Annotated in this window: 23 protein-coding genes; 15 read left to right on the forward strand and 8 right to left on the reverse strand. The window is 67.4% G+C overall.

Annotated features, from left to right (window positions below; genetic code table 11):
* Nucleotides 1-51 precede the first annotated feature (51 nt).
* On the reverse strand, nt 52-948 hold the full coding sequence (locus CLM73_RS12595) for an NAD(P)/FAD-dependent oxidoreductase (protein ID WP_105238725.1): 897 nt from the start codon (nt 946-948) through the stop codon (nt 52-54).
* Between the two features lie 229 nt (nt 949-1,177).
* Between CLM73_RS12595 and CLM73_RS12600 the strand changes: the two genes are divergently transcribed.
* From CLM73_RS12600 to CLM73_RS12610, 3 genes are all read left to right on the forward strand, one after another.
* Entirely contained in the window at nt 1,178-1,999 is an 822-nt protein-coding gene (locus CLM73_RS12600) for an SDR family oxidoreductase (protein ID WP_105238726.1), read from the forward strand.
* 7 nt (nt 2,000-2,006) lie between these two features.
* Nucleotides 2,007-3,827: a glycoside hydrolase family 15 protein gene (locus CLM73_RS12605; RefSeq protein WP_105238727.1), complete on the forward strand. Its 1,821-nt coding sequence runs from the start codon at nt 2,007-2,009 to the stop codon at nt 3,825-3,827.
* Nucleotides 3,828-3,990: 163 nt separating this feature from the next.
* A complete protein-coding gene (locus tag CLM73_RS12610; protein WP_056560742.1) occupies nt 3,991-5,118 on the forward strand; it encodes an acyl-CoA dehydrogenase family protein in 1,128 nt (375 codons plus the stop codon).
* Between the two features lie 20 nt (nt 5,119-5,138).
* Here CLM73_RS12610 and CLM73_RS12615 read toward each other — a convergent pair whose 3' ends face one another.
* Nucleotides 5,139-5,531 carry a DUF2784 domain-containing protein gene (locus CLM73_RS12615; RefSeq protein ID WP_105238728.1) on the reverse strand — a complete coding sequence of 131 codons (393 nt, stop codon included), beginning with the start codon at nt 5,529-5,531 and terminating at the stop codon, nt 5,139-5,141.
* Between the two features lie 161 nt (nt 5,532-5,692).
* Between CLM73_RS12615 and CLM73_RS12620 the strand changes: the two genes are divergently transcribed.
* A complete protein-coding gene (locus CLM73_RS12620; RefSeq protein WP_105238729.1) occupies nt 5,693-6,085 on the forward strand; it encodes a nuclear transport factor 2 family protein in 393 nt (130 codons plus the stop codon).
* A 16-nt stretch (nt 6,086-6,101) separates the two neighbouring features.
* On the opposite strand, the gene CLM73_RS12625 is transcribed toward CLM73_RS12620, so the two are convergent.
* From CLM73_RS12625 to CLM73_RS12640, 4 genes are all read right to left on the reverse strand, one after another.
* Nucleotides 6,102-6,677: a restriction endonuclease gene (locus CLM73_RS12625; protein WP_105238730.1), complete on the reverse strand. Its 576-nt coding sequence runs from the start codon at nt 6,675-6,677 to the stop codon at nt 6,102-6,104.
* Nucleotides 6,678-6,710: 33 nt separating this feature from the next.
* On the reverse strand, nt 6,711-6,968 hold the full coding sequence (locus tag CLM73_RS12630) for an RNA-binding S4 domain-containing protein (RefSeq protein ID WP_105238731.1): 258 nt from the start codon (nt 6,966-6,968) through the stop codon (nt 6,711-6,713).
* Between the two features lie 24 nt (nt 6,969-6,992).
* On the reverse strand, nt 6,993-7,766 hold the full coding sequence (locus CLM73_RS12635; protein WP_105238732.1) for a DUF502 domain-containing protein: 774 nt from the start codon (nt 7,764-7,766) through the stop codon (nt 6,993-6,995).
* A 148-nt stretch (nt 7,767-7,914) separates the two neighbouring features.
* Nucleotides 7,915-8,382: a winged helix-turn-helix transcriptional regulator gene (locus tag CLM73_RS12640; RefSeq protein ID WP_105238733.1), complete on the reverse strand. Its 468-nt coding sequence runs from the start codon at nt 8,380-8,382 to the stop codon at nt 7,915-7,917.
* Nucleotides 8,383-8,517: 135 nt separating this feature from the next.
* Here CLM73_RS12640 and CLM73_RS12645 point away from each other — a divergent pair, with 135 nt between their 5' ends.
* The 4 genes from CLM73_RS12645 to CLM73_RS12660 all read left to right on the forward strand — a co-directional run bounded on the left by CLM73_RS12645 (nt 8,518) and on the right by CLM73_RS12660 (nt 15,073).
* Nucleotides 8,518-9,819, forward strand: a complete 1,302-nt coding sequence (locus CLM73_RS12645) for a D-amino acid dehydrogenase (protein WP_105238734.1) — start codon at nt 8,518-8,520, stop codon at nt 9,817-9,819.
* 177 nt (nt 9,820-9,996) lie between these two features.
* The gene (locus CLM73_RS12650) at nt 9,997-11,124 is read left to right on the forward strand and encodes a metallophosphoesterase family protein (RefSeq protein WP_105238735.1); all 1,128 of its coding nucleotides are present in this window, start codon (nt 9,997-9,999) and stop codon (nt 11,122-11,124) included.
* Nucleotides 11,121-13,802, forward strand: coding sequence for an AAA family ATPase (locus CLM73_RS12655; protein ID WP_105238736.1), 2,682 nt, complete (start codon nt 11,121-11,123; stop codon nt 13,800-13,802). The genes CLM73_RS12650 and CLM73_RS12655 overlap by 4 nt, the downstream gene beginning before the upstream one ends.
* A 407-nt stretch (nt 13,803-14,209) precedes the next feature.
* A complete protein-coding gene (locus tag CLM73_RS12660) occupies nt 14,210-15,073 on the forward strand; it encodes a DMT family transporter (protein WP_105238737.1) in 864 nt (287 codons plus the stop codon).
* Nucleotides 15,074-15,078: 5 nt separating this feature from the next.
* Here the strand turns inward: CLM73_RS12660 and CLM73_RS12665 are convergent, their stop codons facing one another.
* Together CLM73_RS12665 and CLM73_RS12670 are read right to left on the reverse strand one after the other, a co-directional pair.
* Nucleotides 15,079-16,047 (reverse strand): FapA family protein, encoded by a 969-nt coding sequence (locus CLM73_RS12665; protein WP_234015862.1) that lies wholly within the window; start codon nt 16,045-16,047, stop codon nt 15,079-15,081.
* Nucleotides 16,048-16,466: 419 nt separating this feature from the next.
* Nucleotides 16,467-17,453: a Bug family tripartite tricarboxylate transporter substrate binding protein gene (locus tag CLM73_RS12670; protein ID WP_056560769.1), complete on the reverse strand. Its 987-nt coding sequence runs from the start codon at nt 17,451-17,453 to the stop codon at nt 16,467-16,469.
* Between the two features lie 555 nt (nt 17,454-18,008).
* Here CLM73_RS12670 and CLM73_RS12675 point away from each other — a divergent pair.
* The 7 genes from CLM73_RS12675 to CLM73_RS12705 all read left to right on the forward strand — a co-directional run bounded on the left by CLM73_RS12675 (nt 18,009) and on the right by CLM73_RS12705 (nt 24,646).
* Nucleotides 18,009-20,924 carry a monovalent cation/H+ antiporter subunit A gene (locus CLM73_RS12675; RefSeq protein WP_105238738.1) on the forward strand — a complete coding sequence of 972 codons (2,916 nt, stop codon included), beginning with the start codon at nt 18,009-18,011 and terminating at the stop codon, nt 20,922-20,924.
* Nucleotides 20,924-21,268 (forward strand): Na+/H+ antiporter subunit C, encoded by a 345-nt coding sequence (locus CLM73_RS12680; RefSeq protein ID WP_105238739.1) that lies wholly within the window; start codon nt 20,924-20,926, stop codon nt 21,266-21,268. Before CLM73_RS12675 ends, CLM73_RS12680 begins: the two co-directional genes overlap by 1 nt.
* Entirely contained in the window at nt 21,265-22,896 is a 1,632-nt protein-coding gene (locus tag CLM73_RS12685; RefSeq protein ID WP_105238740.1) for a monovalent cation/H+ antiporter subunit D, read from the forward strand. Before CLM73_RS12680 ends, CLM73_RS12685 begins: the two co-directional genes overlap by 4 nt.
* Nucleotides 22,896-23,378: a Na+/H+ antiporter subunit E gene (locus tag CLM73_RS12690; protein WP_105238741.1), complete on the forward strand. Its 483-nt coding sequence runs from the start codon at nt 22,896-22,898 to the stop codon at nt 23,376-23,378. Before CLM73_RS12685 ends, CLM73_RS12690 begins: the two co-directional genes overlap by 1 nt.
* Nucleotides 23,375-23,656: a K+/H+ antiporter subunit F gene (locus tag CLM73_RS12695; protein ID WP_105238742.1), complete on the forward strand. Its 282-nt coding sequence runs from the start codon at nt 23,375-23,377 to the stop codon at nt 23,654-23,656. The genes CLM73_RS12690 and CLM73_RS12695 overlap by 4 nt, the downstream gene beginning before the upstream one ends.
* A complete protein-coding gene (mnhG, locus tag CLM73_RS12700) occupies nt 23,653-23,994 on the forward strand; it encodes a monovalent cation/H(+) antiporter subunit G (RefSeq protein ID WP_056560783.1) in 342 nt (113 codons plus the stop codon). The genes CLM73_RS12695 and mnhG overlap by 4 nt, the downstream gene beginning before the upstream one ends.
* A 157-nt stretch (nt 23,995-24,151) precedes the next feature.
* The gene (locus CLM73_RS12705; protein WP_234015863.1) at nt 24,152-24,646 is read left to right on the forward strand and encodes a hypothetical protein; all 495 of its coding nucleotides are present in this window, start codon (nt 24,152-24,154) and stop codon (nt 24,644-24,646) included.
* The last annotated feature ends 70 nt before the right edge of the window (nt 24,647-24,716 follow it).

Here is a 24,716-nt window from a genome sequence, read left to right on the forward strand (position 1 = left end):
GGCCGCCAATCTCACCATTATGCACGGCCTTGGACCCAGGCTGAAGACCGCTTATGCCATCACCAGCGACCGGTGCGCGCACACGCCCGCCATGACGCCCGATGCGCTGGCCAGCGTGGCATTGGACATCGGCGTGGATGCGTCTCCCGCCGCGAACACGCCGGGCACAGTGGTCTGCTTGAGTTCGTCCACCCGGATGACGGGTCCCTGAGGCCCCTCGTCGAACGCGCACCCCAGCTGTTCGGCAAGCGGACTGGCCATGTGCGCCCGGCTGGCGACGAACAGCGCGCGCAGCGGCAGCTCGCGGCCATCGGCCAGCACCACGCCGTCCAACGCAGGCGCTTCGCCCAGCAGCGCGACCACGGGCGTGCGCTCCACGTGGACACCGCGCGCGGCAAGATGCCGGGCTTCGTCGGGCGTCGGTTCGAACTGCGCCTGCGTGAAATACGTGGTCGGGCCCCAGTCGGGCAGCATCATGGCCTGATGGGCCGACATCGGATGCGCGGCCAGCACGCCCAGCGGATTGCCGGCCACTTCATAGCCATGGCAGTACGGGCAGTGCAGCACGGTCTGGCCCCAGCGCTCTTGCAGTCCGGGCAGCGGCGGCAGTTCGTCGCGCATGCCGGTGGCCAGGATCAGGCGCGCGCCGTGCACCTGCTGGCCGCTGGCCATCGCGACGTCAAAGCCGCCGTCCTGCGGCAGGGCTTCAATGGCCTCGTCGTCCAGAAACGCAACGGTCGGATAGCGGGCAAGTTGCGCTCGCGCGGCGGCCACGATCTCGTGCGGCGGCACGCCGTCCTGGCCCAGGAACCCGTGCGCGTGGGCGGCATAGCGGTTGCGGGGCCGCGCCGCATCCACCAGCAGAACCTTCCGGCGGGCGCGCGCCAGTTGCATGGCGGCGGAAAGGCCGGCAAAGCTGCCGCCGATGATGATGACGTCATAGTGCATGGAACGATCCTCTCTCAGGGGTTTCGATACTTGATAAGTTGCATGATAGGAGCGCAAGCGTTCTTATGCAACTTATGTTGTTGCGTTCTTCGCGATGGCGACGGGGAATGCCGCTTGCTGGAACTTGCGCCGCCGCCGAGCCGGGTTGCGCCGGTCCCCCGCGCGGGACTACCCTGAATTCCTCTACACCGGCAGCCGTCCACACGCGCCGGCCGCCAAGGAGACTGGCATGCAGCACACGACTGACCTGAACGGCCGCGTGGCCGTGGTGACAGGCGCGTCTTCAGGCATCGGACGCGCCACCGCGATCGGCCTGGCCGAAGCGGGCGCGCGGGTGGTGGTGAACCACCGGGCGGGCGGGGACTCGCAGGCCCGGGGCGCGGCGGTGGTGGAAACGATCCAGCGCAGCGGCGGCACGGCGGTCGCAGCCGCGGCGGACATCAGCCGGGAAGCCGACGTCGACCATCTGTTCGAGCAGGCCGTGCAGCATTTCGGCCGGGTGGACATCCTGGTCAACAACGCGGGCGTCGAGCACCCGTCGCCCATCGCCGACATGACGCTTGCGGATTGGCAGCGGGTCATCGACGTCAATCTGACCGGCCACTTCCTGTGCGCGCGGGCGGCGGCCCGGGCCTTCAAGTCGCAACCCCCCGATCCCGCCCGGCAGAATCGTTCCGTGGGCAACATCCTCTTCATCAGCTCGGTGCACGAAGTCATCCCGTGGGCGTTCCAGGTGAACTACGCGGCGTCCAAGGGCGGCATTTCGCTGCTGATGAAATCGCTGGCGCAGGAGCTGGCGCCCGACCGCATCCGCGTCAACTCCATCGCGCCCGGCGCCATCCGCACCGCGATCAACCAGCCGGCGTGGGACACGCCGCAGGCGCTGGCCAAGCTGCTGGAACTCATCCCGTACGGCCGGATCGGCGAACCCGAGGACATCGCGCAGGCGGCCGTGTGGCTGGCAAGCGATGCATCCGACTACGTCACCGGCACCACGCTCTTCGTGGACGGCGGCATGACGCTGTACCCCGAATTCCGCGGCGCGGGCTGAGGCCGGCATGTCCAAACCCCTGGAAGACTACGGACTCATCGGCAACATGCTGTCGGCCGCGCTGGTGGCGCGCGACGGCTCGATCGACTGGCTGTGCCTGCCCCATTTCGATTCGCCCGCATGCTTTGCCGCCTTGCTGGGCGATCAGCGTCACGGGCGCTGGCTGATCGCGCCGCACGGCAAGATCCGCGCCACGTCGCGCCGCTACGTGCCCGATACGGCGGTGCTGGAGACCCGTTTCGAGACCCGCACGGGCTCGGTGCTGGTGTACGACTTCATGCCGCTCAGCGATGACGACGAACGCGTGGACGTGGTGCGCATCGTGCGCGGCGAGTCCGGCCACGTGCAGATGGACATGGAGCTCATCCTGCGCTTTAACTACGGCCAGAGCGTGCCGTGGGTGCGGCGGCGCGATTACGGGCTGAACGCCATTGCGGGGCCGGACGCGGTCGAGCTGCATACGCCCATCGAGCTCGAAGGCCATGACATGAAGACCACGGCGCGCTTTTCGCTGCATCCGGGCCGCGTCGTGCCTTTCACGCTGTCCTATCACCGCTCGCACCGCACGCCCCGGTTCGTGCCCGACCGCGTCGAAAGCATGGACCGCACCGTCTCGTGGTGGCAGGAATGGGCCAAGCGCTGCCACTGGGACGGGCCGGGGGACGGGCGCCGCGACGCGGTGGTGCGCTCGCTGATCACGCTGAAACTGCTGACCTTCCAGCCTACCGGCGGGATCATCGCCGCGCCGACAACATCGCTGCCCGAAGCGCTGGGCGGCAGCCGCAATTGGGACTACCGCCATTGCTGGCTGCGCGACTCGGCGCTGACGCTGTACGCCTTGCTCAACGCCGGCTACCGCGAAGAGGCCGAGGCGTGGCGCCAATGGCTGCTGCGCGCAGTGGCCGGGCACCCCGATCAGTTGCAGATCATGTATGGCATTGCCGGCGATCGCTGGCTGCCCGAGCTGGAGATTCCCTGGCTGCCCGGCTACGAGGACAGCCAGCCGGTGCGCCGGGGCAATGGCGCGGCGGGGCAGAGCCAGCTCGACATCTACGGCGAACTCATCGATACGCTCTACGCCGCGCGCGTCGCGGACCTGGCGCCGCTGGCCGAAGCCTGGCGCTTGCAGAACGTGCTGCTCAAGCCGCTGGAGCAGCGCTGGCGCGAACTGGATCACGGCATCTGGGAGGTCCGGGGCGAACGGCGCGCGTTCACGCATTCGCGCGTGATGTGCTGGGTGGCGTTCGACCGGGCGGTCAAGGCGTGCGAACGCTGGGGCTTGAAGGGTCCGGTGGATGCCTGGCGCCGGCTGCGCGAACGCATCCACAAGGACATCTGCGAGCACGGCTACGACCGCACCCGCGGCTGCTTCGTGCAGAGCTACGGATCGCCGGCGCTGGACGCGAGCCTGCTGCTGATTCCGCAGGTGGGCTTTCTACCGGCGTCAGACCCCCGCGTGGCGGGCACCGTGCACGCGATCGAACGCGAACTCATGCACGGCGGCCTGCTGCGCCGCTATTCGGTGGAGGACACCGACGACGGCCTGGAGGGCGAGGAGGGCGTTTTTCTTGCCTGCAGTTTCTGGCTGGCGGACGCCTACGTGATGCAGGGCCGGCTGGGCGATGCCGAGCGGCTGTTTGACCGCCTGCTGTCCCTGCGCAACGACCTGGGGCTGCTGGCGGAAGAGTACGACGTCGTGCGGCGCCGGCTGGTCGGCAACTTTCCGCAGGGTTTCTCGCATATCGGCCTGGTCAACACGGCCTACAACCTGAGCCGCGCCATGGGACCGGCGCAGCAGCGCGCCGAACAGGACGCGCCACGGGCGTGAATGGGGAGGCGCGCCTCGGGCTCGGGGGGCGCGCGGGTGTATTCTCGCAATCACACGGCGCCGCCCGCCCGGCGCCGGTCATGCACATCACGTAGAACGCGCACATCACATAGAACGCGCGCCGCGGCCCGCCCGCCGGTGCGCCGCACCAGGAGAGACAAGCATGCTTTTGACCGACGAACAGCAAAGCGTCCAGGAGATGGCGCGCCGGTTTGCGCAGGAACGCCTGGCGCCCAACGCCGAACGCTGGGATCGCGAACACCACTATCCCGCCGACGCCATTGCCGAGATGGCGCAGCTCGGTTTCTTCGGCATGCTGGTGCCGGAAGCCTGGGACGGCAACGACAGCGGCTATATCTCGTACGCGGTGGCGCTGGAAGAAATCGCCGCGGGCAGCGGCGCCTGCTCCACCATCATGAGCGTGCACAACTCGGTGGGCTGCATGCCCATCCTGAAGTTCGGCAACGACGACCAGAAGGCGCAGTTCCTGCGGCCGCTGGCGCGCGGCGAGCATATCGGCGCGTTCGCGCTGACCGAGCCGCAGGCCGGCTCCGACGCCAGCAGCCTGCACACCCGCGCGCGGCGCGATGGCGACGACTACATCCTCAATGGCGCCAAGCAGTTCATCACGTCCGGGCGCAACGGGCAGACGGTCATCGTGTTCGCGGTCACCGACCCCGACGCGGGAAAGCGCGGCATCTCGGCGTTCATCGTGCCCACCGATACGCCGGGGTACAAGGTGCTGCGGGTGGAAGACAAGCTCGGCCAGCACGCGTCCGACACCTGCCAGATTGCCTTCGAGGACATGCGCATTCCGGCCGCCTGGCGGCTCGGCGAAGAAGGCGAGGGCTACAAGATCGCGCTGTCGAACCTGGAAGGCGGGCGCATCGGCATTGCGTCGCAGTCGGTGGGCATGGCGCGGGCGGCCTTTGAATGCGCGCGCGATTACGCCCGCGACCGCCAAGCCTTCGGCAAAGCCATCATCGAACACCAGGCCGTGTCGTTCCGGCTGGCGGACATGGCAACGCAGATCCACGCCGCCCGCCAGATGGTGCTGCACGCCGCGGCCTTGCGCGAAGCCGGCCGGCCCGCGCTGACAGAGGCGTCCATGGCCAAGCTGTTTGCGTCCGAGATGGCCGAAAAGGTCTGCTCGGCGGCGATCCAGACGCTGGGCGGCTACGGTTACCTGAAGGACTTTCCGGTCGAGCGCATCTACCGGGACGTGCGCGTGTGCCAGATCTACGAAGGCACCAGCGACATCCAGCGCCTGGTGATCGCGCGCAATCTGTAGCCGGGTCGCGCAGCGGCTCGCTATTTGTGGGCCGCTGCGGCCGCGCGGCGTTCGCCGGCCCGGCGGCGCGCCCACACGGTGTAGACGACGAGGTTGCCCACGATCAGCAACGCCGCCAGCAGCATCTGCGTGGACCGGGTGATGCCCTCGGGATAGATGATGCCCAGCACATAGTGCTCGATGAAGCCGCCCGCGTAGCCTTCTTGCCCCGCGCGTTCGCGCAATGACACTTCAAGCGGCGTCAGCGGACAGATCCAGCCCATCCCAATCACCATCGCGCCCCACGCCAGCGCGGGCAGATGCCAGAACGCGATGCGCGGTTTCCACAGCGTCAGCAAGCCGCCAAACACCACGAACGCGACAAACAGGCCGTGTACGACGAGCACGAGGTCGGCAAGGATGCGATAGGTCATCGTTGAAATTCGTTAATAGCAGGGTCGCCGCAAACCGGCGAGAGGTGCATTAAAGCGCATGCATGCACGCAGCGTGCGCGGCATTGGCAACAAGGCAAGACGCCGGGTGACCGAATAGAATGCGGGCGTGTTCAATCCAAGATACTCCCGGAACCCACGCCATGCACGCTTCGATCATCGCCGCCATCCAGGACGCAGAGGAACGGCTGCGCCAGGCCATGCTGTCCTCGGACATCGCCGCGCTGGAAGCGCTGCTGGATCCGGACCTGCTGTTCGTCAATCACATGGGCTGGACGGTCACGCGCGAGGATGATCTGGCTGCGCACCGCGGCGGGCTGCTGAAAATCCACGCGCTGGACCTGTCCGAACAGTGCATCCTGCCGCGCGCCGATTGCGCGGTGGTGTCGGTGCTGGCCCGCATCGCGGGCAGCTACAACGGCGTGCCGGCCAACGGCACGTTCCGCTTCATGCGGACGTGGGCGCCCGCTGTGGCGTCCGGTGCAGAGTCCGGCGCATGGCGCGTCATCGCGGCCAGTTCGGTGATGGTGATCTGAAACCGCCCGGCGGTCTTCAGACTTTCAGGTCGCGCAGCAGCTTGGTCAGTTCCGGGGCGGTCATCAGGGATACGCCCTGCGCCTTGGCATATTGCAAGGCGTTGTCGGACACGTCGCCCAGCGCGACATAGATGGCTTCCCGCGCGCCGCGCTTTTCGCGTACGGCTTGCAGTTCGCGCAGCGGTTCCACGCCGTGTCTTGCCGCCTTCCAGCGCTTGGCGCTGACGATGGCCACGTGGCCGTCCTTGCTCAGCGCGAAATCCGCGCCGGGCGCCTGCAGGCGCTCGACCTCACAGCCGTCGCGCCGGAAACCGGCCTCGACGGTCTTTGAAAAGTCCGCCCACGACATGGCGGCAACGGTTTCGGTCACCGCCTGCACGCGGGCGCCGGACGGGGCGCGCAACTGCTTGTAGGCCGCCATGATGGAAATCACGGCGAACGGCACCGCGGCAAAAACGCCCATCGCGGCATACTCCAGCGGCAGCGCGGCAAAGCCGCCGGCGCTGAGCAGCACGGCTACGCCGGCACTCATCCACCAGGGCGAGCGCAGCAGCACGGCAAAGATGGAGTTCTGGGACATCTTGAATTTCATGGCAGCTCGCGGCGTGTGGGGATCAACAGGAAATCAGGCGCTGTCGCCGTCGTCTTCGGGGGCGCCGGCAAAGGCGCGAACCACGATGCGCACGCCGCCACAGGTCACGATCTGGCCATCGCGGATCTTGGCCGTCTTGCGCGTTTCGACCACGCCGCCGACGCGGACCTGGCCGTCGGCCACCAGCATCTTGCCGGCGCCGCCGCTGTCCACGACGCCGGTCGCCTTCAGCAGCTGGTTGATTTCAATGTAGGGGCTGCCTTCGGCAAGCGTGAATTCGATGATGGACATGAGGCGTGGGTCAGGGATTCGGGGTCAGACGGGGCCGTTGCCGGGGGGGCGCGGAGCGACCGGGTTGGCCGGGTTGCCGGCAGCGGCGGTCTGGCCTGCGGACGGGGCGGCGGACTGGGCCGCAGGTTGGGCGACGGGCTGGGTCACCGGCTGGGCTACGGGCTTATCCGCGGCCGCGTCCGGGCTGGCGGCCGGCATGGGGCGGATGCCGCCCGTTTCAGCGCGCGCCATCCAGGCGATCAGCGACGAGCGCATGGCTTCCTCGACCGACATCTGGATGGGCTGCACCCATTCTTGCGGCACAAATACGGTATAGCCGCCAATCATGTAGCCCATCGGCAGGTAGACGGCAACGCGATCTCCCTGCGTAAACCCTTCTGGCAGGCCATCGGTGCCGCGGCGCGTCACCAGACCCACCAGCTCCAGCTGCTGGCCCGGGATGCGCAGGACAACGACCTGCTGTGCCGTGTTTTTGGAACTGGGCGAAAAATAATCCGCAAAGCTCTTGAGCGACGAATAGATGCTCTTGACCACCGGCAGGTTGGTGAAGGGCATCTCGACCAGCGTCAGAAAGCGCTGCACGCGCTGCTTGGACACGAGGTAGCCGATGGCCAGAATGCCCAGAATGCCCAGCGCCAGGCCCATGCCCGGCACATAGAAGCCGCCGATGAAGGGGCGCAGGAAGGTGAGCGCCACGCCTTCCGTCCAGGCCAGAAAGAGGTACAGCAGGTAGATCGTCAGCGCCAGCGGCAGGACGGTGATCAGGCCGCGGAAGAAGTATTTATAGAGACGGGTCATAGGCAACATGCAAAAAATAGGGTCGGACGCGCATCGGCGCGCCGGGGAGGGCCGCAGCATAGCAGCCGCCGACGGGTTTTCCGGTAACAAGGCGGGCGCCGGCCAGCGGCCGGGCTGGTCGCATCCCTTCTTTTAGTGTGAACAGGTGCTAGCGGTCCACCGGCAGAAAGAGCGTCTCCTTGATCTCCTCCATCACGATGTAGCTGTGAGACTCGGCGGACGCCGGCAGCCGTTTCAGGATCTCGCCCAGAAGACGGCGGTATTCATTCATTTCGGTCAGGCGTGCCTTGACCAGATAGTCGAAGTCGCCCGACACCAGGTGGCATTCCATGACCTCGGGCACATACAGCAGTTCCTGCTTGACCTTGTCGAAGACGTCGCCCGACTTGGCCGACAGCTTGATCTCCAGGAAGACCAGCAGATTCTTGCCGAGCGCCGCCGGATTGACGCGCGCATGGTAACCCGTGATGACGCCCTCGCGCTCCATGCGCTTGATTCGGTCGGAGCAGGGGGTGGCCGACAGGCTTACGCGATCGGCCAATTCCGTGACCGAAATCCGGCCTTCGCGCTGCAGGATATCGAGGATTTTGAGGTCAATTCGGTCGAGGTCGCGCATTTCACTTTCGCCGTTCGAAAAACAAGGTTGGTCCGAGAAAAACCACTGACGAAGCAAAATCTTCAGTGCTTTTCACTCCCGAAGGGGTCATAGACTACCGAAATTCCTAGTCAAAACCAAATACTGGAAAGAATCATGCATGTGATCGTCCTTGGCAGCGGCGTCATCGGCACCACCACCGCCTATTACCTGGCCCGGCAGGGCGCCAAAGTGACCGTGCTGGACCGCCAGCCCGCCGCGGCGCAGGAGACCAGCTACGCCAATGCCGGGCAGGTGTCGCCGGGCTATTCCACGCCCTGGGCAGCGCCCGGCATTCCGCTCAAGGCGTTCAAATGGCTGTTCCAGAAGCACGCGCCTTTGGCGATCCGCCTGGACGGCAGCCTGTTCCAGCTCAAATGGATGGCCGCCATGCTGGCCAACTGTTCGGCCGACCGCTACGCCGTCAACAAGGAACGCATGCTCCGCCTGTCCGAGTACAGCCGCGATTGCCTGCGTGAACTGCGCACCTCCACCGGCATTCACTACGAAGAACGCACCCGCGGCACGCTGCAGTTGTTCCGTACCGAAGCCCAGATGGAAGCCGCGCGCCGCGATATCGCCGTGCTCGAAGAGGTGGGCGTCCCCTACGAACTCCTGGACCGCCACCGCCTCGTGACGGCCGAACCCGCGCTGGCCAATTCGGCGCACAAACTCGCCGGCGGCCTGCGCTTGCCCAACGATGAAACCGGCGACTGCCAGCTTTTCACCCGCCGGCTGGCCGACATGGCGGCCGAGCTGGGCGTGGAATTCCGCTTCGGCGAAAGCGTCGCGGGCCTGAACACCGCCGGCGGCCAGATCACCGGCGTGCGCGTCGGCAACGAAGTCCTCACGGCCGACCGCTACGTGGCCGCCTTCGGCAGCTACACCCGCGCTTTCCTCGAACCGCTTGGGCTGGACCTGCCGGTGTATCCGGTCAAGGGCTATTCCCTGACCATCCCCATGAAGGACGAGGCCGCCGCGCCGGTGTCGACGGTGCTGGACGAAACCTACAAGGTCGCCGTCACGCGCTTTGACCAGCGGATCCGCGTGGGCGGCATGGCCGAACTCTCCGGCTTCGACCTGCGCCTGAAGGACGCGCGCCGCAAGACGCTGGAACTGGTGGTCAACGATCTGTTCCCTGGCAGCGGCCACGTGGCCGAAGCCGAGTTCTGGACGGGCCTGCGTCCCATGACGCCGGACAGCACGCCGGTCGTCGGCGCCACGCGCTACAACAACCTCTACCTGAACACCGGCCACGGCACGCTGGGCTGGACCATGGCATGCGGGTCCGGCAAGCTGGTCGCGGATCTGGTCATGGGGCAGCGCCCCGCGATCAGCACCGACGGACTCGGGCTCTCGCGCTACGACCGCCGCGCCGCGTCCCGCCAGCAACTCGTGCTGGATGGCAAGCGCGCCTGAGCTGGTCATGAACTGCGCCTGATCCGGCGCACGCGCCGCCAGCGGCGCACCCACTAATGCGCCGCCAGCGGCGCACTCCCGACGGGCCGCTTCGATGCGGCCCGTGTCTGTTTTGCGTGTGCTGAATTGAGCACGGAGCCGGCGAAACGGCACGTATCTTTATGCCAAAATCGCCGCATGACCCATTTCCTGCACACTGCCGACTGGCAGATCGGCCGCCAGTACGGCCAGTTTGAAACCGACGATGCCGCCATGCTGGCCGAGGCCCGTTTCGAGGTCGTCGCGCGCATCGCCACCCTGGCCGCAGAGCGCCGCGTGGACGCCGTGCTGGTCGCCGGAGACGTCTTCGACACGCAAGCCGTGTCCGATCGAAGCATCCGCCGCCTCTTCGCCGCCATGGCCGGCTACACCGGTCCCTGGGTAATGATCGCGGGCAATCACGACGCGGCACTTGCCGACAGCGTCTGGAGCCGCGCCATGCAACTGGGCTGCATCCCGGCCAATGTGCACGTGCCGCTTACGACCGGCGTGGTGGACCTGCCGGATGCCAACATCGCCGTGCTCGCCGCACCGCTTACGCAGCGCCATACCTACGACGACGTCACCCAGGCTTTCGACACGCTGGAATCGCCAGCGGGGCGCATCCGCGTGGGCCTTGCCCACGGCAGCGTTGCCGGCCGCCTGCCCGACACGATCGACGCCACCAATCCCATCGCACCCGACCGCGCCGACCGCGCCAGCCTGGATTATCTGGCGCTGGGCGATTGGCACGGCTGCCTGTCCATCGACGCGCGCACCTGGTATGCCGGCACGCCGGAACAGGACCGCTTCCGCGGCAACGAGCCCGGCTACGTGCTGGACGTGCGCATCGACGCGCCGGGCGCCGCACCCGTGGTCGAACGCATTGCCACCGGCAAGTTCCGCTGGTCCGCCTGGACCGAAACCCTTAGCCTGCCCACCGATGCCCAGGCGCTGGCCGAGCGCATGGCGGCGTTGCGGGCCGACGACGTCCTGCGCCTGGACGTGCAGGGCCACGTCAACCTGGAAACCTGGGACGCCCTGCAAAAGGCGGTGGCCGAGGCCGCCGCGCAGGTGCGCGCCTTGCTGCCCGACTTGTCCGGCGTGCGCCTGGAACCCGACGAAGCCGACTTGGCCGAGTTGCGCGCCAGCGGCTACGTGGGCGAGGTCGCCGCGCAATTGCAGGCGCTGCAGGCGGACGAAGACCAGTCCGCCGTGGCCAGCGAGGCCCTACGCCTGCTGCTGCGGTTCCAGCGCGAAACCGCCACGCCGGGAGCCGCCAAATGAAGATCTCCCGCATTGCCCTCGAAGAATTCCGCAAGTTCCGCCAGCGGCTGTCGCTGGACGGACTGCAAGACGGGCTTAACCTCTTCGTCGGCCCCAACGAGGCCGGCAAGAGCACGGTCGCGGCCGCCATCCGGGCCGCCTTCCTTGAACGCTACAGCACCAGCAAGGTCGCCGATCTGGCGCCACGCGGCGAATCGGGCGCACGCCCTAGTGTCGAAGTGGCCTTCACACACGCCGATCACGCCTACGTACTGAAAAAGCAATTCCTGTCCAAGGCCCGCTGCGAACTCTTGGTGGATGACGGCGCGCAGCGGCTGGACGGCGAAGAAGCCGAAAACGCGCTGGCCGTCTTGCTGGGCTTTGAAATGCCCGGCCGCGGCCAGAGCAAACCTGACCTGGCCGGCGTGCCGGGCCTGCTATGGATCCGCCAGGGCGACGGCCAGAACCTGCACGAAGCCGCCGGCTTTGCCGGCTCGCATCTTCGCGATGCACTGACGCAGCTCTCCGGCGAGCTGGCCTCCGGAGACGGCGACCGGCTGTTCGACCGCGTGTCGGCCGAGCGCGCCGCGCTGCTGGACGCCCGCAACGGCCGTCCCAAGGGCAGCTACAAAGACGCCGAGGACGCGCTTGCGCGCGCCATGACCGAGCGCGACGAGTGCGGGCAGGCCATGGCGCAACTCAACGCCGACGTCGACCGCCTGGCCGAATTGCGGCGCGATCACGAGCGCGCGCAGGCCGCGCAACCCTGGAAGGATTTCGAGGCCAAGGCCGTTCAGGCCCGCGCGCGCCTTGCCGCCCTGGCCAAGGAACGTGAAGCCTTCGACGGACTGCAACGCGAGCAGGCGCAGGCCGCCCAGACCCTCGCGCTGCTGCAGGACCAGGTCCGGCGCGATCAACAAGACGAAGCCGATTACCAATCGCTGTTGCGCGACGCGCGCGCGGCGCACGCCCACGTGCAGGCCATGCAGGAACCGCTGGCGCGCGCGCTGCAGCAGCGGCAATCGCATGCCGCGGCGGTCGAGGCCGCGCGCCGGCGCGTGGCTCGGCTTCAAGTGCTGGCCGACCGGCGCGACCTGGACCGGCAACTGGCCCAGCTCACGCCGGAACTCGAACGCCTGGACGGCGCCCTGGTCGCGGCCACCCACCTGATCCAGCAAGGATCGGCGTTGCGCACCGAGGCCGTCCAACTCGAGATCTCCGATGCCGAGATCGAGGCCCTGCGCAAGGCCGGCCGCGAGCTCGGAAACCTGCAGTTGCAGCAACAGGCGGTCGCCACGCGCTTGCGCTATCGACTTGATGCCGGCGCGCAGGCGCTGCTGGACGGCAAGGCCGTCAGCGGCGCGGGCGAAGTCCTGCTTACGGCTGCCGCCGAACTCGATCTGCCCGGTGTGGGCCGCCTGCAAATTGAGCCGGGCGGGCAAGACCTGCCGGCCCTGCAGCGCGAACTGGCGCGCGCCGAGTCGGCAAGCGCCGCGTTGCTCAAGCGGGCGGGCGTCGACACGCTGGCCGACGCGGAACAGCGTCACGCGCGCTACACCGCCTTGCAGCGCGAACTCGAAGGCATGCGCAAGACGCTTGCCATTCACGCGCCTCGCGGTGTGGATGCGCTGCGCACCCAGCGCGACGAGGCGCTGGCGCGGCTGGCGCAGTTGCAGGAACGGCTGGCCAAGCTGCCGCCCGCGCACGCAGCCGAAGACGGCCTTCAGGTTGCCGACGCCGACGGCAGCACCGACGTCGACGTCGACACAAGCGACGACGATCTGCCCGACGCCATCCAGGCCCTGCGCGAGGCCGAAGCCGTCGCCGCGCAGGCGGAAAAGGCCGTTGCCGACGCGCAGCGCGCGCTGGACGCCGACACGGCGCGTGCGCAGCTGCTGGAAGGGCAGGCGGCCGCCCGGGGCGCCGAATTGCAATCCGACGACCGCACGGCACAACGCCACGCCCGCGCCGGCCGTCTTGCCGAAGTGCGCAGCGCCCACGATCAGCTCGACCTGCGCGTACGCGAGGCTCGCGCCTCGCTGGCCGAACACCGGCCCGAACTCGCCGAACAGGACGTGCAGCGGTTCGAAAAATCCGCCGCCATCGAACGCGACGCCCAGCACAAGCGGCACGGCGACATCCTGCAATTGCAGGGCAAGCTGGACCAGGCCGGTGCGCAAGGCCTGGGCGAACGCCTGTCCGAAGCGCAGGCGGCCTGCGAGCGGCTGCAACGGCGCCGTGACGAATTCACAAGGCGCGCCGCCGCACTGGATCTGCTGCAAAAGCTGCTGGCCGACAAACGCGCCGCCGCCACGCAACGCCTGCAAGCGCCGCTCGCCCGCCGTCTCAACCACTATCTGGCGCTGCTCTTTCCCGACGCCGCGCTGCGCCTGGACGATGCGCTGCTGCCCGCGGCGCTGCGCCGGGGCGACGGCGAAGACGCGCTGGACGCCCTCAGTTTCGGCACGCGCGAGCAATTGGGCATCCTGGCCCGTTTTGCCTACGCCGATCTGCTGCGCGAGGCCGGCCGGCCTACCTTGCTGCTGCTGGACGACGCCCTGGTCCATACCGACGACGCCCGGCGCGACTTCATGAAGCGCGCACTGTTCGACGCCGCGACACGGCATCAGATCCTTATGTTCACCTGCCACGGCGAGGCCTGGCGGGACATGGGGGTGGAACAGCGCAGGATTGGTTAGCCTCACACCGGTCAACGCAATCGCTTGACGCTGCGGCCATGCATCGGTAGTCTGCCCGGATGCCTGCTTACACGCCTCTCGCCATGCTTGCCCGCGCCGTCCGCGCGGGTCTTGCGCGCGCGCGCGTGCCGGCTTTCTTCTGCGCCGGTTCCCCGCCGGCTGTGTCTCCTGTCAAGAACGCGGCGCCGCCGCCGCCCGCATCGCCGCCCCGCGGCGTTGTGTCGGGCGTGCACCCGCCTGTGTCAGCCGTCCTCGGCTGACCCGCCGCATTTCCGTCTCCCACCCGAACTCCTGCGCCGCGCCGCAAGCTGCATGACGCCTTGACGTCGCCTGCCGCGCTCGCGCATGGACGCGCCTTGCCGCGCCCCGGGCCGGAGTCTGTACCTCATTCAGACAGGTGATACCTCATGTTCATCAACCGAAGCGCGTGGACTGCCCGCGCGTCCACTACCTTGTTCGTGCTGCTGTGGAGCGGCGGCGCGATCTTTGCCAAATGGGGGCTGTCGCATGCCTCCGCGTTTGGGTTTCTCTTGTTCCGCTTCCTGCTTGCGCTGGCGGCGCTGATGCTGATTGGCGCGCGGCGCGGGCGTTGGTTGCCGCAACCCGGCACCCGCATGCAGGTCGCCGCGACGGGGGCGCTGCTGATCGGCAGCTACTCCATCTGCTATCTGCTGGCGCTGGACCACGGCGTGACGCCGGGCGTGCTGGCGACATTGCTCGGCGCGCAGCCCATCCTGACGCTGGCGCTGACGGAGCGCCGCTTTGCGCCGGCGCGGCTGGCGGGGCTCTGCCTGGCGCTCGCCGGGCTGGTGCTGGTCGTGTACCAGAGCATCGCGCTGACGCGGTTGTCCGTCGAGGGCATCGTGTACGCCTGCGCCGCGCTGGCCAGCATGACGGGCGGCGCCATGCTGCAAAAACGCGTCCAGCAGCCGCCGATGGACGTGATGCCGCTGCAGTACGCGATCAGCCTCGTGCTCTGCCTGCTGTTTGCGCCATTCCAGCCGCTGCACGCCGACTGGAGCGTCGGTTTTATCGTGCCGTTGATCTGGATGGGCCTCGTGATCTCGGTCGGCGCCACGCTGCTCTTCTACCGCATGATCCAGGCGGGCAACCTCGTCAACGTGACCAGCCTGTTCTATCTGGTGCCGGTGGGCACTGCGGCGCTGGATTACCTGATCCTGGGCAATCGCCTGCCGGCGCTCAGCCTGGCCGGGATGGCCGCGATCCTGACCGGGCTGATGCTGGTGCTACGCCATCCCGCCACGCGGTGATGCCCTCAGCCTCGCTGTCCGCCGGCGCAACCATCGCGATTCGCCGCACCCACATCCATCCATCCGTTCCATGGCTGGCTGGAGGGCGCGGCGTCTGCGCTATCCGCACCCTCCGGCCCCGCCCAATACCCGCTCACGAGTTGCGCGGGCCGCGTCTGCGCGACAACGCGCGCGCACAGATCCCACGCGTCCAACCGCACGCTCAGGCCGGCGTAGACGCCGTGTCCCGCGCCAGCCTCGATGACGCCGGCTGCCTGCGCGCCTTCGCCCGCCCGGATCGCGCCCTCGGCGCGAATGTCCTCGCCGGCGATCAAGCCCCATCCGCAGGCGAGGTGTTCGCCCGACTGAATCGACCCGCCTGCCTGGATGCCGCAGCCGGCATTGATTTCCTGTTCCGCGCGCACGCCGCCGCCTGCCTTGATGCCTTGCCCGCATTTGATGGCGCCTTGCGCGCCGATGTCCTGACCGGCATGCAGGTGGCCCGTCACGGCCAGGTCCTGTCCGGCGCAGATGTCCCACTTGGCGCGCACATTGCCCCCGCAATCCAGGCGCGTCGCAATCTCGATGCCCCAGTCCGCCGCCACGTCGCCGCCGGCGCGCAGGTTGCCGCCGCTGGCGATGTTGCCGCCGGCGGTGATGTTTTCACCGGCGACGATCGACTCGCCCGCGCGGATGCCGCCGCCCGTAATGAGGCTGCGGCCCGCGCGCACTACCGTGTCCACGTTGATGCCCATGCGGACTTCCAGCGTTCCGGCAAACACGATGGCGGTGGCATCCAGCGTGTCCAATCGCAGCACGGCGTCGGTCGGACCAAACTGATCCAGCAGCCAGCAGGCGTCGCCGACACGGCCGTCGGCGACCAGGGCATCGAGCACGGCCTGGTAGTCCCCCTGGCCGTTGTGGTCGCGGAGGAACCATTTGTAGCCGCCCGCGCAGGGGTTCTTGGCTTTGACGAATTTCTTGGTGAGTTGCATGGCGCTGAATCGAAATTGCGGTGCGTGGCCGCCGCGCAAGCCGGAAAGGGCGTGCGAAGGGCGAAATGGAGACGAACGCCCGCCACGCGGCAGTGCGCCCGCCGGCCGGTTCCAGGCTGCGGGACGCGCGGATGTGCGCAGGCAGCCGGCAACGGGCCGGAGCAAAAAATCAGAAAGGGGAAGGGCGGGCGATTAGCCGGGCTTGGAACGCGCGTAAGCGGAACGCGCGGCGACCTCCTGCGAACTCAACAGCGTTGAGCGCAGGGCGCAGAGAGCGCAGGTGACGCAGGGAAGGGAGGATATGTCGGATTGCACGGGCCAGATGCTACCACCCGGGCAATCGCCGTCAAGCGGGTACAGATGCAAACAGGGGCGCCAACCGAAAACCGCCGGCCCGCGCCCCTCTCGTCAGATTGCGATCAGTTCGTCAGGACGATATTGCGGTCCTTGGCGATGCGCTGGCGCAGTTCAAGTTCGCGCTTGATCTGCGCGGCATACTCGGCCGGCGTGTTGCCGTCCACAATCGATCCGCCATCGGCCAGGCGCTGGGCGATCTTCGGGTCCTTCAAGGCCTTGACCGCGGCGGCGTGCACGCGGTCAACCACGGCTTGCGGCGTACCGGCCGGCGCCACCAGGCCGTACCACGCCATGTTGTCCATGTCGGGCAGGCCCCCCTCGGCGAACGTCGGCACGTCCGGCAGGGCGGGCAGGCGCTTGGGCGCCGCCACGGCCAGGGCGCGCAGCTTGCCGGCCTGGATGTGCGGCATGGACGAGGGCAGGTTGTCGAACTGCACGTTCACCTGGCCGGCAATCACGTCGTTCAGCGCCGGGCCCGATCCGCGGTAGGGCACGTGAACCATGTCGGTCTTGGTCAGCGACTTGAAGAGCTCACCGTCCAGATGGCTGATGCCGCCCGCGCCCGACGACGCGTAGCTGTACTTGCCGGGGTTGTTCTTCAGCAGGGTGATGAATTCGGCCAGGGTCTTGGCGGGCACGCTGGGGTTGACCGTCATGACGTTGGGCACGTTCACCATGTTGGTGATGGGCGTAAAGTCCTTGAGCGGGTTGTACGGGTTCTTGGGATTCGTGGCCGGATTGGTGGCCATGGTGCTGACCGTGGCCACGCCCAGCGTGTAACCGTCGTTGGCGGAGCGCACGAGGGCATCGGCACCGATCGAGCCCCCGCCGCCGGCGCGGTTTTCCACGACGACAGGCTGGCCGAGCTCACGGCCCAGGCCCTCGGCCACGACGCGCGCCACGATATCGGTGGTGCCGCCGGCCGCAAACGGGACGATCAGGCGGATGGGTTTATTGGGGTAGGGATCTGCGGCCTGGGCAGCGGAGGTCAGGCAGGCGCCGGCGATGGCGGCGGCCAGGACGGCCTTGGCATGTGACAACACGTTCAAGAGTCTTCTCCATATTGTTGTTCCGAGCTGGCCATCTTGCCGGGCCAGCTTCGGTGAGGCGCGCATTGCCGGGGTGTCGCAAGCCAACGCCTCGTGGCCGCATTCCACACAGGTATGTCCCCATGGTCAACTCGGGATTGTCCCTGTCACGAGAAATCGCAAAATTTCTAGTGCGCCCAAAAAAAGCGCGAAGATGACAGAAGTTACAGGAAAAAGTCAGTCTGACAGGCAGTTGAACACAAATAAAGAAGCTTTCGATGCGCAATCGCTGCGCAGTCATCTTGCTGTCATTAGCTGGGTACGTACATAAATTCCTGCATAACTTACAAGAATCTGATATTTTTCGGCTGAGATTCTTGCCCGGTCTTGCAAGAAAGCTATTGCGTTTGTTTCTGTCTGCGCCGTTCAATTGGCGTTGGTTGATGTCCCCTCGGGGCAACGTGTAGTGCAGCGACGCACCGGGCCAAGGGTTCCGTCCGTTTTTCAATCCCCGGTCTGTTTCGTCTCTCGCTGCCTCGCGCTGGCGGGAGGGGGCCCGGACATTTTCGGAACGCCATGTCGCTGATCCTGATCCTCGCTCTGCCGTTCGCCGGCAGCCTGTGCGCCGCGCTGCTGCCTTCCAACGCCCGCAACGCCGAGGCGTGGTTGGCTGGTCTCATCGCCCTCGCGTGCGTGGTTCTGATCGCGACGCTGTATCCGGACGTCGCCAACGGCGGGGTCATACGGGCAGACATGCCTTGGGCGCCCGCCCTGGGTCTGCAATTCACCCTGCGCATGGACGGCTATGCGTGGCTCTTTGCGCTGATCGTCTCTGGCATGGGCGCGCTGGTCGTCCTGTACGCGCGCTATTACATGTCGCCGGAAGATCCGGTCCCGCGCTTCTTTTCCTTCTTCCAGGCCTTCATGGGCGCCATGCTGGGCGTGGTGCTGTCTGGCAACCTGATCCAGCTCGTGCTCTTCTGGGAAATGACCAGCCTGGCGTCGTTCATGCTGATCGCCTACTGGCACCATCGCCTGGACGCGCGGCGGGGCGCGCGCATGGCGCTGACGGTCACCGGCGCGGGCGGTCTCTGTCTGCTGGCCGGGGTGCTGATCCTGGGCCATATTGTTGGCAGCTACGACATGGACCGCGTCCTGGCGTCTGGCGACCTGGTCCGCGCCGACCCCTGGTATCCGGCCGTGCTGGTGCTGGTGGCGCTGGGCGCGCTGACCAAGAGCGCGCAATTCCCGTTCCATTTCTGGCTGCCCAACGCCATGGCCGCGCCCACGCCGGTCTCCGCCTATCTGCACTCGGCCACGATGGTCAAGGCGGGCGTCTTCCTGCTGGCGCGCTTCTGGCCCGTGCTGTCCGGTACCGACGAGTGGTTCTGGATCATCGGCGGGCTGGGCCTCATCACCCTGGTGCTGGGCGCCTACGCGGCGATCTTCCAGCAGGACATGAAGGGGGTGCTGGCGTATTCCACGATCAGCCATCTGGGCCTCATCACGCTACTGCTGGGATTGAACAGCACGTTGGCCCTGGTGGCCGCCATCTTCCACATGATCAACCACGCCACGTTCAAGGCGTCGCTCTTCATGGCCGCAGGGGTGGTCGATCACGAAACAGGCACGCGCGATCTGGGCCGACTGTCGGGGCTGTACAAGGCGATGCCCATCACGGCCACGCTGGCGATGGTGGCTGCCGCCTCCATGGCGGGCGTGCCGCTCCTGAACGGCTTCCTGTCCAAGGAAATGTTCTTCGCCGAAACCACCTTCGTCAGCGCGGACCGCTACGTCCAGCTTGGCCTGCCGCTGCTCGCCACCATTGCCGGCGCGTTCAGCGTCGCGTATTCGCTGCGCTTCATTCTGCAGGTCTTCTTTGGCCCGCCGGCCACCGACCTGCCGCGCGAACCCCACGAGCCGCCGCGCTGGATGCTGCTGCCCAGCGCGCTGCTGGTTCTCATGTGCCTGCTGGTGGGCATCGTCCCCGGCCTGACCGTGGGCCCGTTCCTGGCTACCGCTGCGCAAAGCATCCTGGGCGAGAACATGCCCGACTACAGTCTGGCCGTCTGGCATGGCTTCAATCTGCCGCTGGCCATGAGTCTCGTGGCCACGACCGCGGGCGTCCTGCTGTACCTGGCGCTGCGCGCCCATCAACGCGCCAATCCGGGCCGGGTGCCGTTCATTTACCGCCTTGACGGCCGCCGCACCTTCGAGGCGCTGCTCGATGGCTCCAGCGTCGCCGCCGCCTGGCTGCTGCGCTGGGTCTCGTCCACGCGCCTGCAGGTGCAGATGGTGCTGATCCTGGTCGGCACGCTGTTCGTCGCGTGGCTGCCGCTGCGCGCGGGCGGCTGGCTGGACGGCGCGGTGCGCCTGACGCCGGTCGATCCCGTCTTCGCCCTGCTGTGGATCGTGGGCGGGACCTGCGCGCTGGGCGCCGCGTTTCAGGCCAAGTATCACCGCCTGGCCTCGCTGGCGCTGGCGGGCGGGGCAGGGCTCATCACCTGCCTGACCTTCGTCTGGTTCTCCGCGCCCGATCTGGCCCTGACGCAACTGTCGGTCGAGGTCGTGACGCTGGTGCTGTTGCTGCTGGGCCTGCGCTGGCTGCCGCGCCGCATCGTGCAGGACGACGAGGAAAGCCTGAAGGCCACGCTGCAGGCGCGCGGCCGCCGCCTGCGCGACCTGCTGCTGGCCGTTGCCGCCGGCACGGGCATGTCGGCGCTGGCCTATTCGGTGCTGGCGCGGCCGCAGACCAATCCCATTTCGTCCTACTTCGTGGATCGCGCGCTGCCCGACGGCGGCGGCACCAACGTCGTCAACGTGATCCTCGTGGACTTCCGCGGCTTCGATACGTTTGGCGAAATCACCGTGCTGGGCATCGTGGCGCTGACCGTCTACGCGCTGCTGCGCCGCTTCCGTCCCGCCGCCGAGAGCGCCGACATTCCGCGCCAGCAGATGGATCAGGACGGCGGCATCCCGGACGCGCCCGACATCAAGTCCGTGGTGCCCGGCGGCTCGATGATGGTGCCCGCGGTGCTCGTGCGCCTGCTGCTGCCGATCGCCGCGCTGATCTCCGTCTACTTCCTCTTGCGCGGCCACAATCAGCCGGGCGGCGGTTTCGTGGGCGGCCTCATTTTTGCCACCTCCGTCATCCTGCAATACATGGTGGGCGGGGTGTACTGGGTCGAATCCCGCAGCCGGCTGAATCCGCAGAACTGGATCGGCATCGGGCTGCTCTGCGCCGGCATCGCCGCCGTGAGCGCATGGCTGGCGTACAAGCCGTTCCTGGCCGCGCTGGCATGGGACGTCGCCTTGCCGCTGATCGGCCATGTCCACGTGTCCAGCGTGCTGCTCTTTGACCTGGGCGTCTACATGCTGGTCGTGGGATCCACCGTGCTGGTGCTGGTGGCGCTTGCCCACCAATCGCTGCGCGCGCAACGCAAGGCCGCCGCCGAGCTCCAGGCGGCCGCCGTTCAAACAGGAGAAGCCTGATGGAATTGATATACGCTGCCGCGATTGGCGTGCTGGCGGGCTCGGGCGTGTGGCTGCTGCTGCGGCCCCGGACGTTCCAGTTCATCATGGGCCTGTCGCTCGTCTCCTATGCGGTGAACCTCTTCATCTTCGGCATGGGCCGGCTCACGTCCGGCCGGCCGCCGGTGGTGGATCCGGCCATGGCGCATGATCCTTCCTGGTATGCGGATCCGCTGCCGCAGGCGCTGGTGCTGACCGCCATCGTGATCGGCTTTGCCACCACCGCGCTGTTCCTGGTTGTGCTGCTCGCCTCGCGGGGCCTCACGGGTACCGACCACGTTGATGGACGGGAGTCCCAATCTTGAGTTTCTGGCTTCAACATCTTCCTGTCCTGCCCATCATCATTCCGCTGGTCGCGGGCGCGGCGATGCTGCTGCTCGCCGATACCAGCCGCTATGCGCGTGGCGGGATCGCGCTTTTATCGACGCTTGCGCAGCTTGCGGCCGCGATTGCCCTGCTGGTCGTGGCCGGCGGGGGCGTTCCCGGCGTCTGGGAAAACGGGGTAGGGGCCTACCTGGTGGGCGACTGGCCGGCGCCGTTCGGCATCGTGCTGGTGGTCGACCGCCTGGCCGCCGTCATGCTGACGCTGACCGCGGTATTGGGACTGGCCACGCTGGTTTACGCGCTGGCCCGGTGGGACCGCGCCGGCGTGCATTTCCATACGTTGTTCCAGTTCCTGCTGATGGGCCTGAACGGCGCTTTCCTGACGGGCGACCTGTTCAACCTGTTCGTCTTCTTCGAAGTGCTGCTGGCGGCGTCCTACGGCCTGCTGCTGCACGGGTCCGGGGTGGCGCGCGTCAGCGCGGGCCTGCAGTACATCGCCGTGAACCTGGTGGCCTCGTTCCTGCTGCTGATCAGCATTGCGCTGATCTACGGTGTGACGGGCACGCTCAACATGGCGGACCTGGCCCTGCGCGCTGGCAACCTGGCGGGCGCCGAACGCATGCTGTTCGAGGCCGGCGCCGCCATCCTGGGCGTGGCCTTCCTGGTCAAGGCGGGCGCCTGGCCGCTCAACTTCTGGCTGGTCAAGGGATATGGTTCGGCCGGCGCGCCGGTCGCGGCCATGTTCTCGATCATGACCAAGGTCGGCATCTACGCGCTGCTTCGCATCGGTTCGCTGCTGCTGCCCACTGGCGCGCCCGCCGCCTTCAGCCTGGACTGGATGTTTGCCGCCGGGCTGGCCACGCTGCTGTTCGGCGCGCTGGGCCTCCTGGCCACGCAGCAACTGGAAAAAATGGTCGGCTACTGCGTCATCGTCTCCGCCGGCACGCTGCTGACCGCGCTGGGCATGCCGGGCGTCACGCTGACGGGTCCCGCGCTGTTCTACCTGATCAGTTCCGTGCTGACCACGAGCGCGTTCTTCCTGCTGGCTGAGCTGATCGAACGCACCCGCAGCTTCGGCGCGAACGTGCTGGCCGTGACGCTCGACGCCTTTGACCTGGACGATCCGACGTCGGTCAACCGCTCCGACGACGTGGTCGGGGTGGCGATTCCCGCGGCGATGGCGTTCCTGGGGCTCGCGTTCATTTCGTGCGCGTTGCTGGTGACCGGCCTGCCGCCGCTGTCCGGCTTTGTCGCCAAGTTTTCGCTGCTGTCGGCCGCGGTATCGGCGGCCACCGAATCGGCCCCGCCGATGGACGCCTGGCTGCTCGTGGCCGCCGTGCTGGTGTCGGGCCTGGCCGGCTTGATCGGCCTGGGCCGCACCGGCATCCGTATCTTCTGGGCCAGCGACGACCGCAGCACGCCGCGCCTGCGCGTGATCGAGGCAGGCCCGGTTGCCGTGCTGGTGCTGCTGTGCGTGTGCCTGGCCGCTGGCGCGGGTCCCGTGTCGGCCTACCTGGACGACGCCGCCCGCTCGCTCGACCAGCCCGCGTCCTATATCGACGCCGTCATGTCCGCGCAGACCGTGCGCGGCGTCAAGGGAGGAAGCTGATGCGCCGCCTGTACTTCCTGATCCTGCCCACGCTGCTGTTTGCGCTGTGGCTGCTGCTCAATGAAAGCGTGTCGCCCGGGCAGATCGCCCTGGGCATCGCGCTGGCGCTGTGGTTCACATGGGCCGCCTCGCGCCTGCGCCCGCTGCATGCGCGGCCGCGCCACCTGTGGAAGGTGATCCCGCTTTTCCTGCACGTGACGTGGGACATCATCAAGTCCAACGTCGCGGTGGCACGACTGATCCTCAATCCGCGCCGCAATGAATTCTCGCCGGGATTCATCCTGATCCCGCTCACCATGCGCGACCCGCATGGCCTGGCGATGCTGGCCTGCATCGTCACCTATACGCCCGGCACGGTCTGGGTGAACCTGACCGAAGACCACGCGCTGAAGCTGCACGTGCTTGATCTGCAAAACGAAGACGAGTGGATCGAACTGGTGCAGAAGCGCTATGAGCGCCCGTTGATGGAGATGTTCGAATGAATTCCGTACTGTATTGGGCGGCGTCCTTTGCCTTGCTCTGCTTTGCGCTGGGCATGGTGTTCGCCACCGTCCGCCTCGTGCGCGGCCCCACCGCCCAGGACCGCGTGCTGGCCCTGGACACGCTGTACATCAACGGCATGCTGACGATGCTGGTGTTCGGCATCCGGTCCGGCACGTCGGTGTACTTCGACATTGCGTTGCTGATTGCGCTGTTCGGATTCGTGGGCTCCACCGCGATGGCGCGCTTCCTGTTGCGCGGCGAGGTCATCGAGCCATGATGGACGTCGATATCCCGCTGTGGGCCGGCATTCCCGCCACCATCCTGCTGGTGCTGGGTGGACTGCTGGCCGTGACCGGCTCCGCCGGCCTGCTGCGTTTCCGCACCTTCCAGTCGCGCATCCACGCGCCCACGCTGGGCAACACGATGGGCTGCGCCTGCGTGCTGGCGTCTTCGATCCTGGTGTTCTCGGCGCTGTCCGCGCGCCCGGTGTTTCACGAAGTCATCATCACGCTGCTGCTGATTGTGTCGTCGCCCGTCACGGCGATGCTGCTGATGCGCGCGGCGACGTACCGCAACCGGCTTACCAAGGCTGAAGCGGACAGGGACGCGCGTTGATTTAAAGCCGTCCCCGTTTTAGCGGCGTTGAAACGTAACCTTACGAATTCACGTCGCTGGTTATGTCCCCCATCGCGCCGGCGTGGGATAGTGAGGACAGTTGACGGCGCGGTGAATCCGCGCCGTCCGGGTTCAATCTCTTCAAAAGGAGCTGACCATGAATACTGTTCCCATGCCTTCGAAGCGCCTTGCAGCCATCCTGTGTACTGCCGGCCTGATGCTCGCCGCCGGCGCGGCGCAAGCGCAATCATCCGGCGCCTCCGCGCAGTCCAGCTATCAGCAGGACGTTGCCGCCTGCAAAAGCGGCAGGACCGGGCAAGCGCTGGATACCTGCCTTCGCGAAGCCGGCGCGGCGCGCCAGGAGCGCAGCCGCCAGAACCTCCGCGAAGAAAGCCCCGAACAGCTGCAGCAGAATATGGTGGCGCGTTGCAACCGTCTGCCGGAAACCCAGCGCCAGAATTGCGTTACGCAAATGACCGCGCCGGGCAACGTGCGCGGTAGCGTACAGGGCGGCGGCGTGCTGCGCGAAACCGTGATCCAGGTGCCCGCCGGCACCGCCCCGGGCATGGCCCCCGCGCCGGGCATGGCGCCGGCTCCGGGCATGGCTCCCGCGCCGGGCACCGAAACGATGTCTGCGCCGATCCGCCAGTAAGCTGTGGCGTGAAGCAGGGCGCTTGAAGCCTGGCGCTCGATGTCGGGCGCACGCAGTCGAGCGGACGAAG

It is taken from the genome of Achromobacter spanius (assembly GCF_002966795.1).
Lineage (GTDB): Bacteria > Pseudomonadota > Gammaproteobacteria > Burkholderiales > Burkholderiaceae_B > Achromobacter > Achromobacter spanius_D.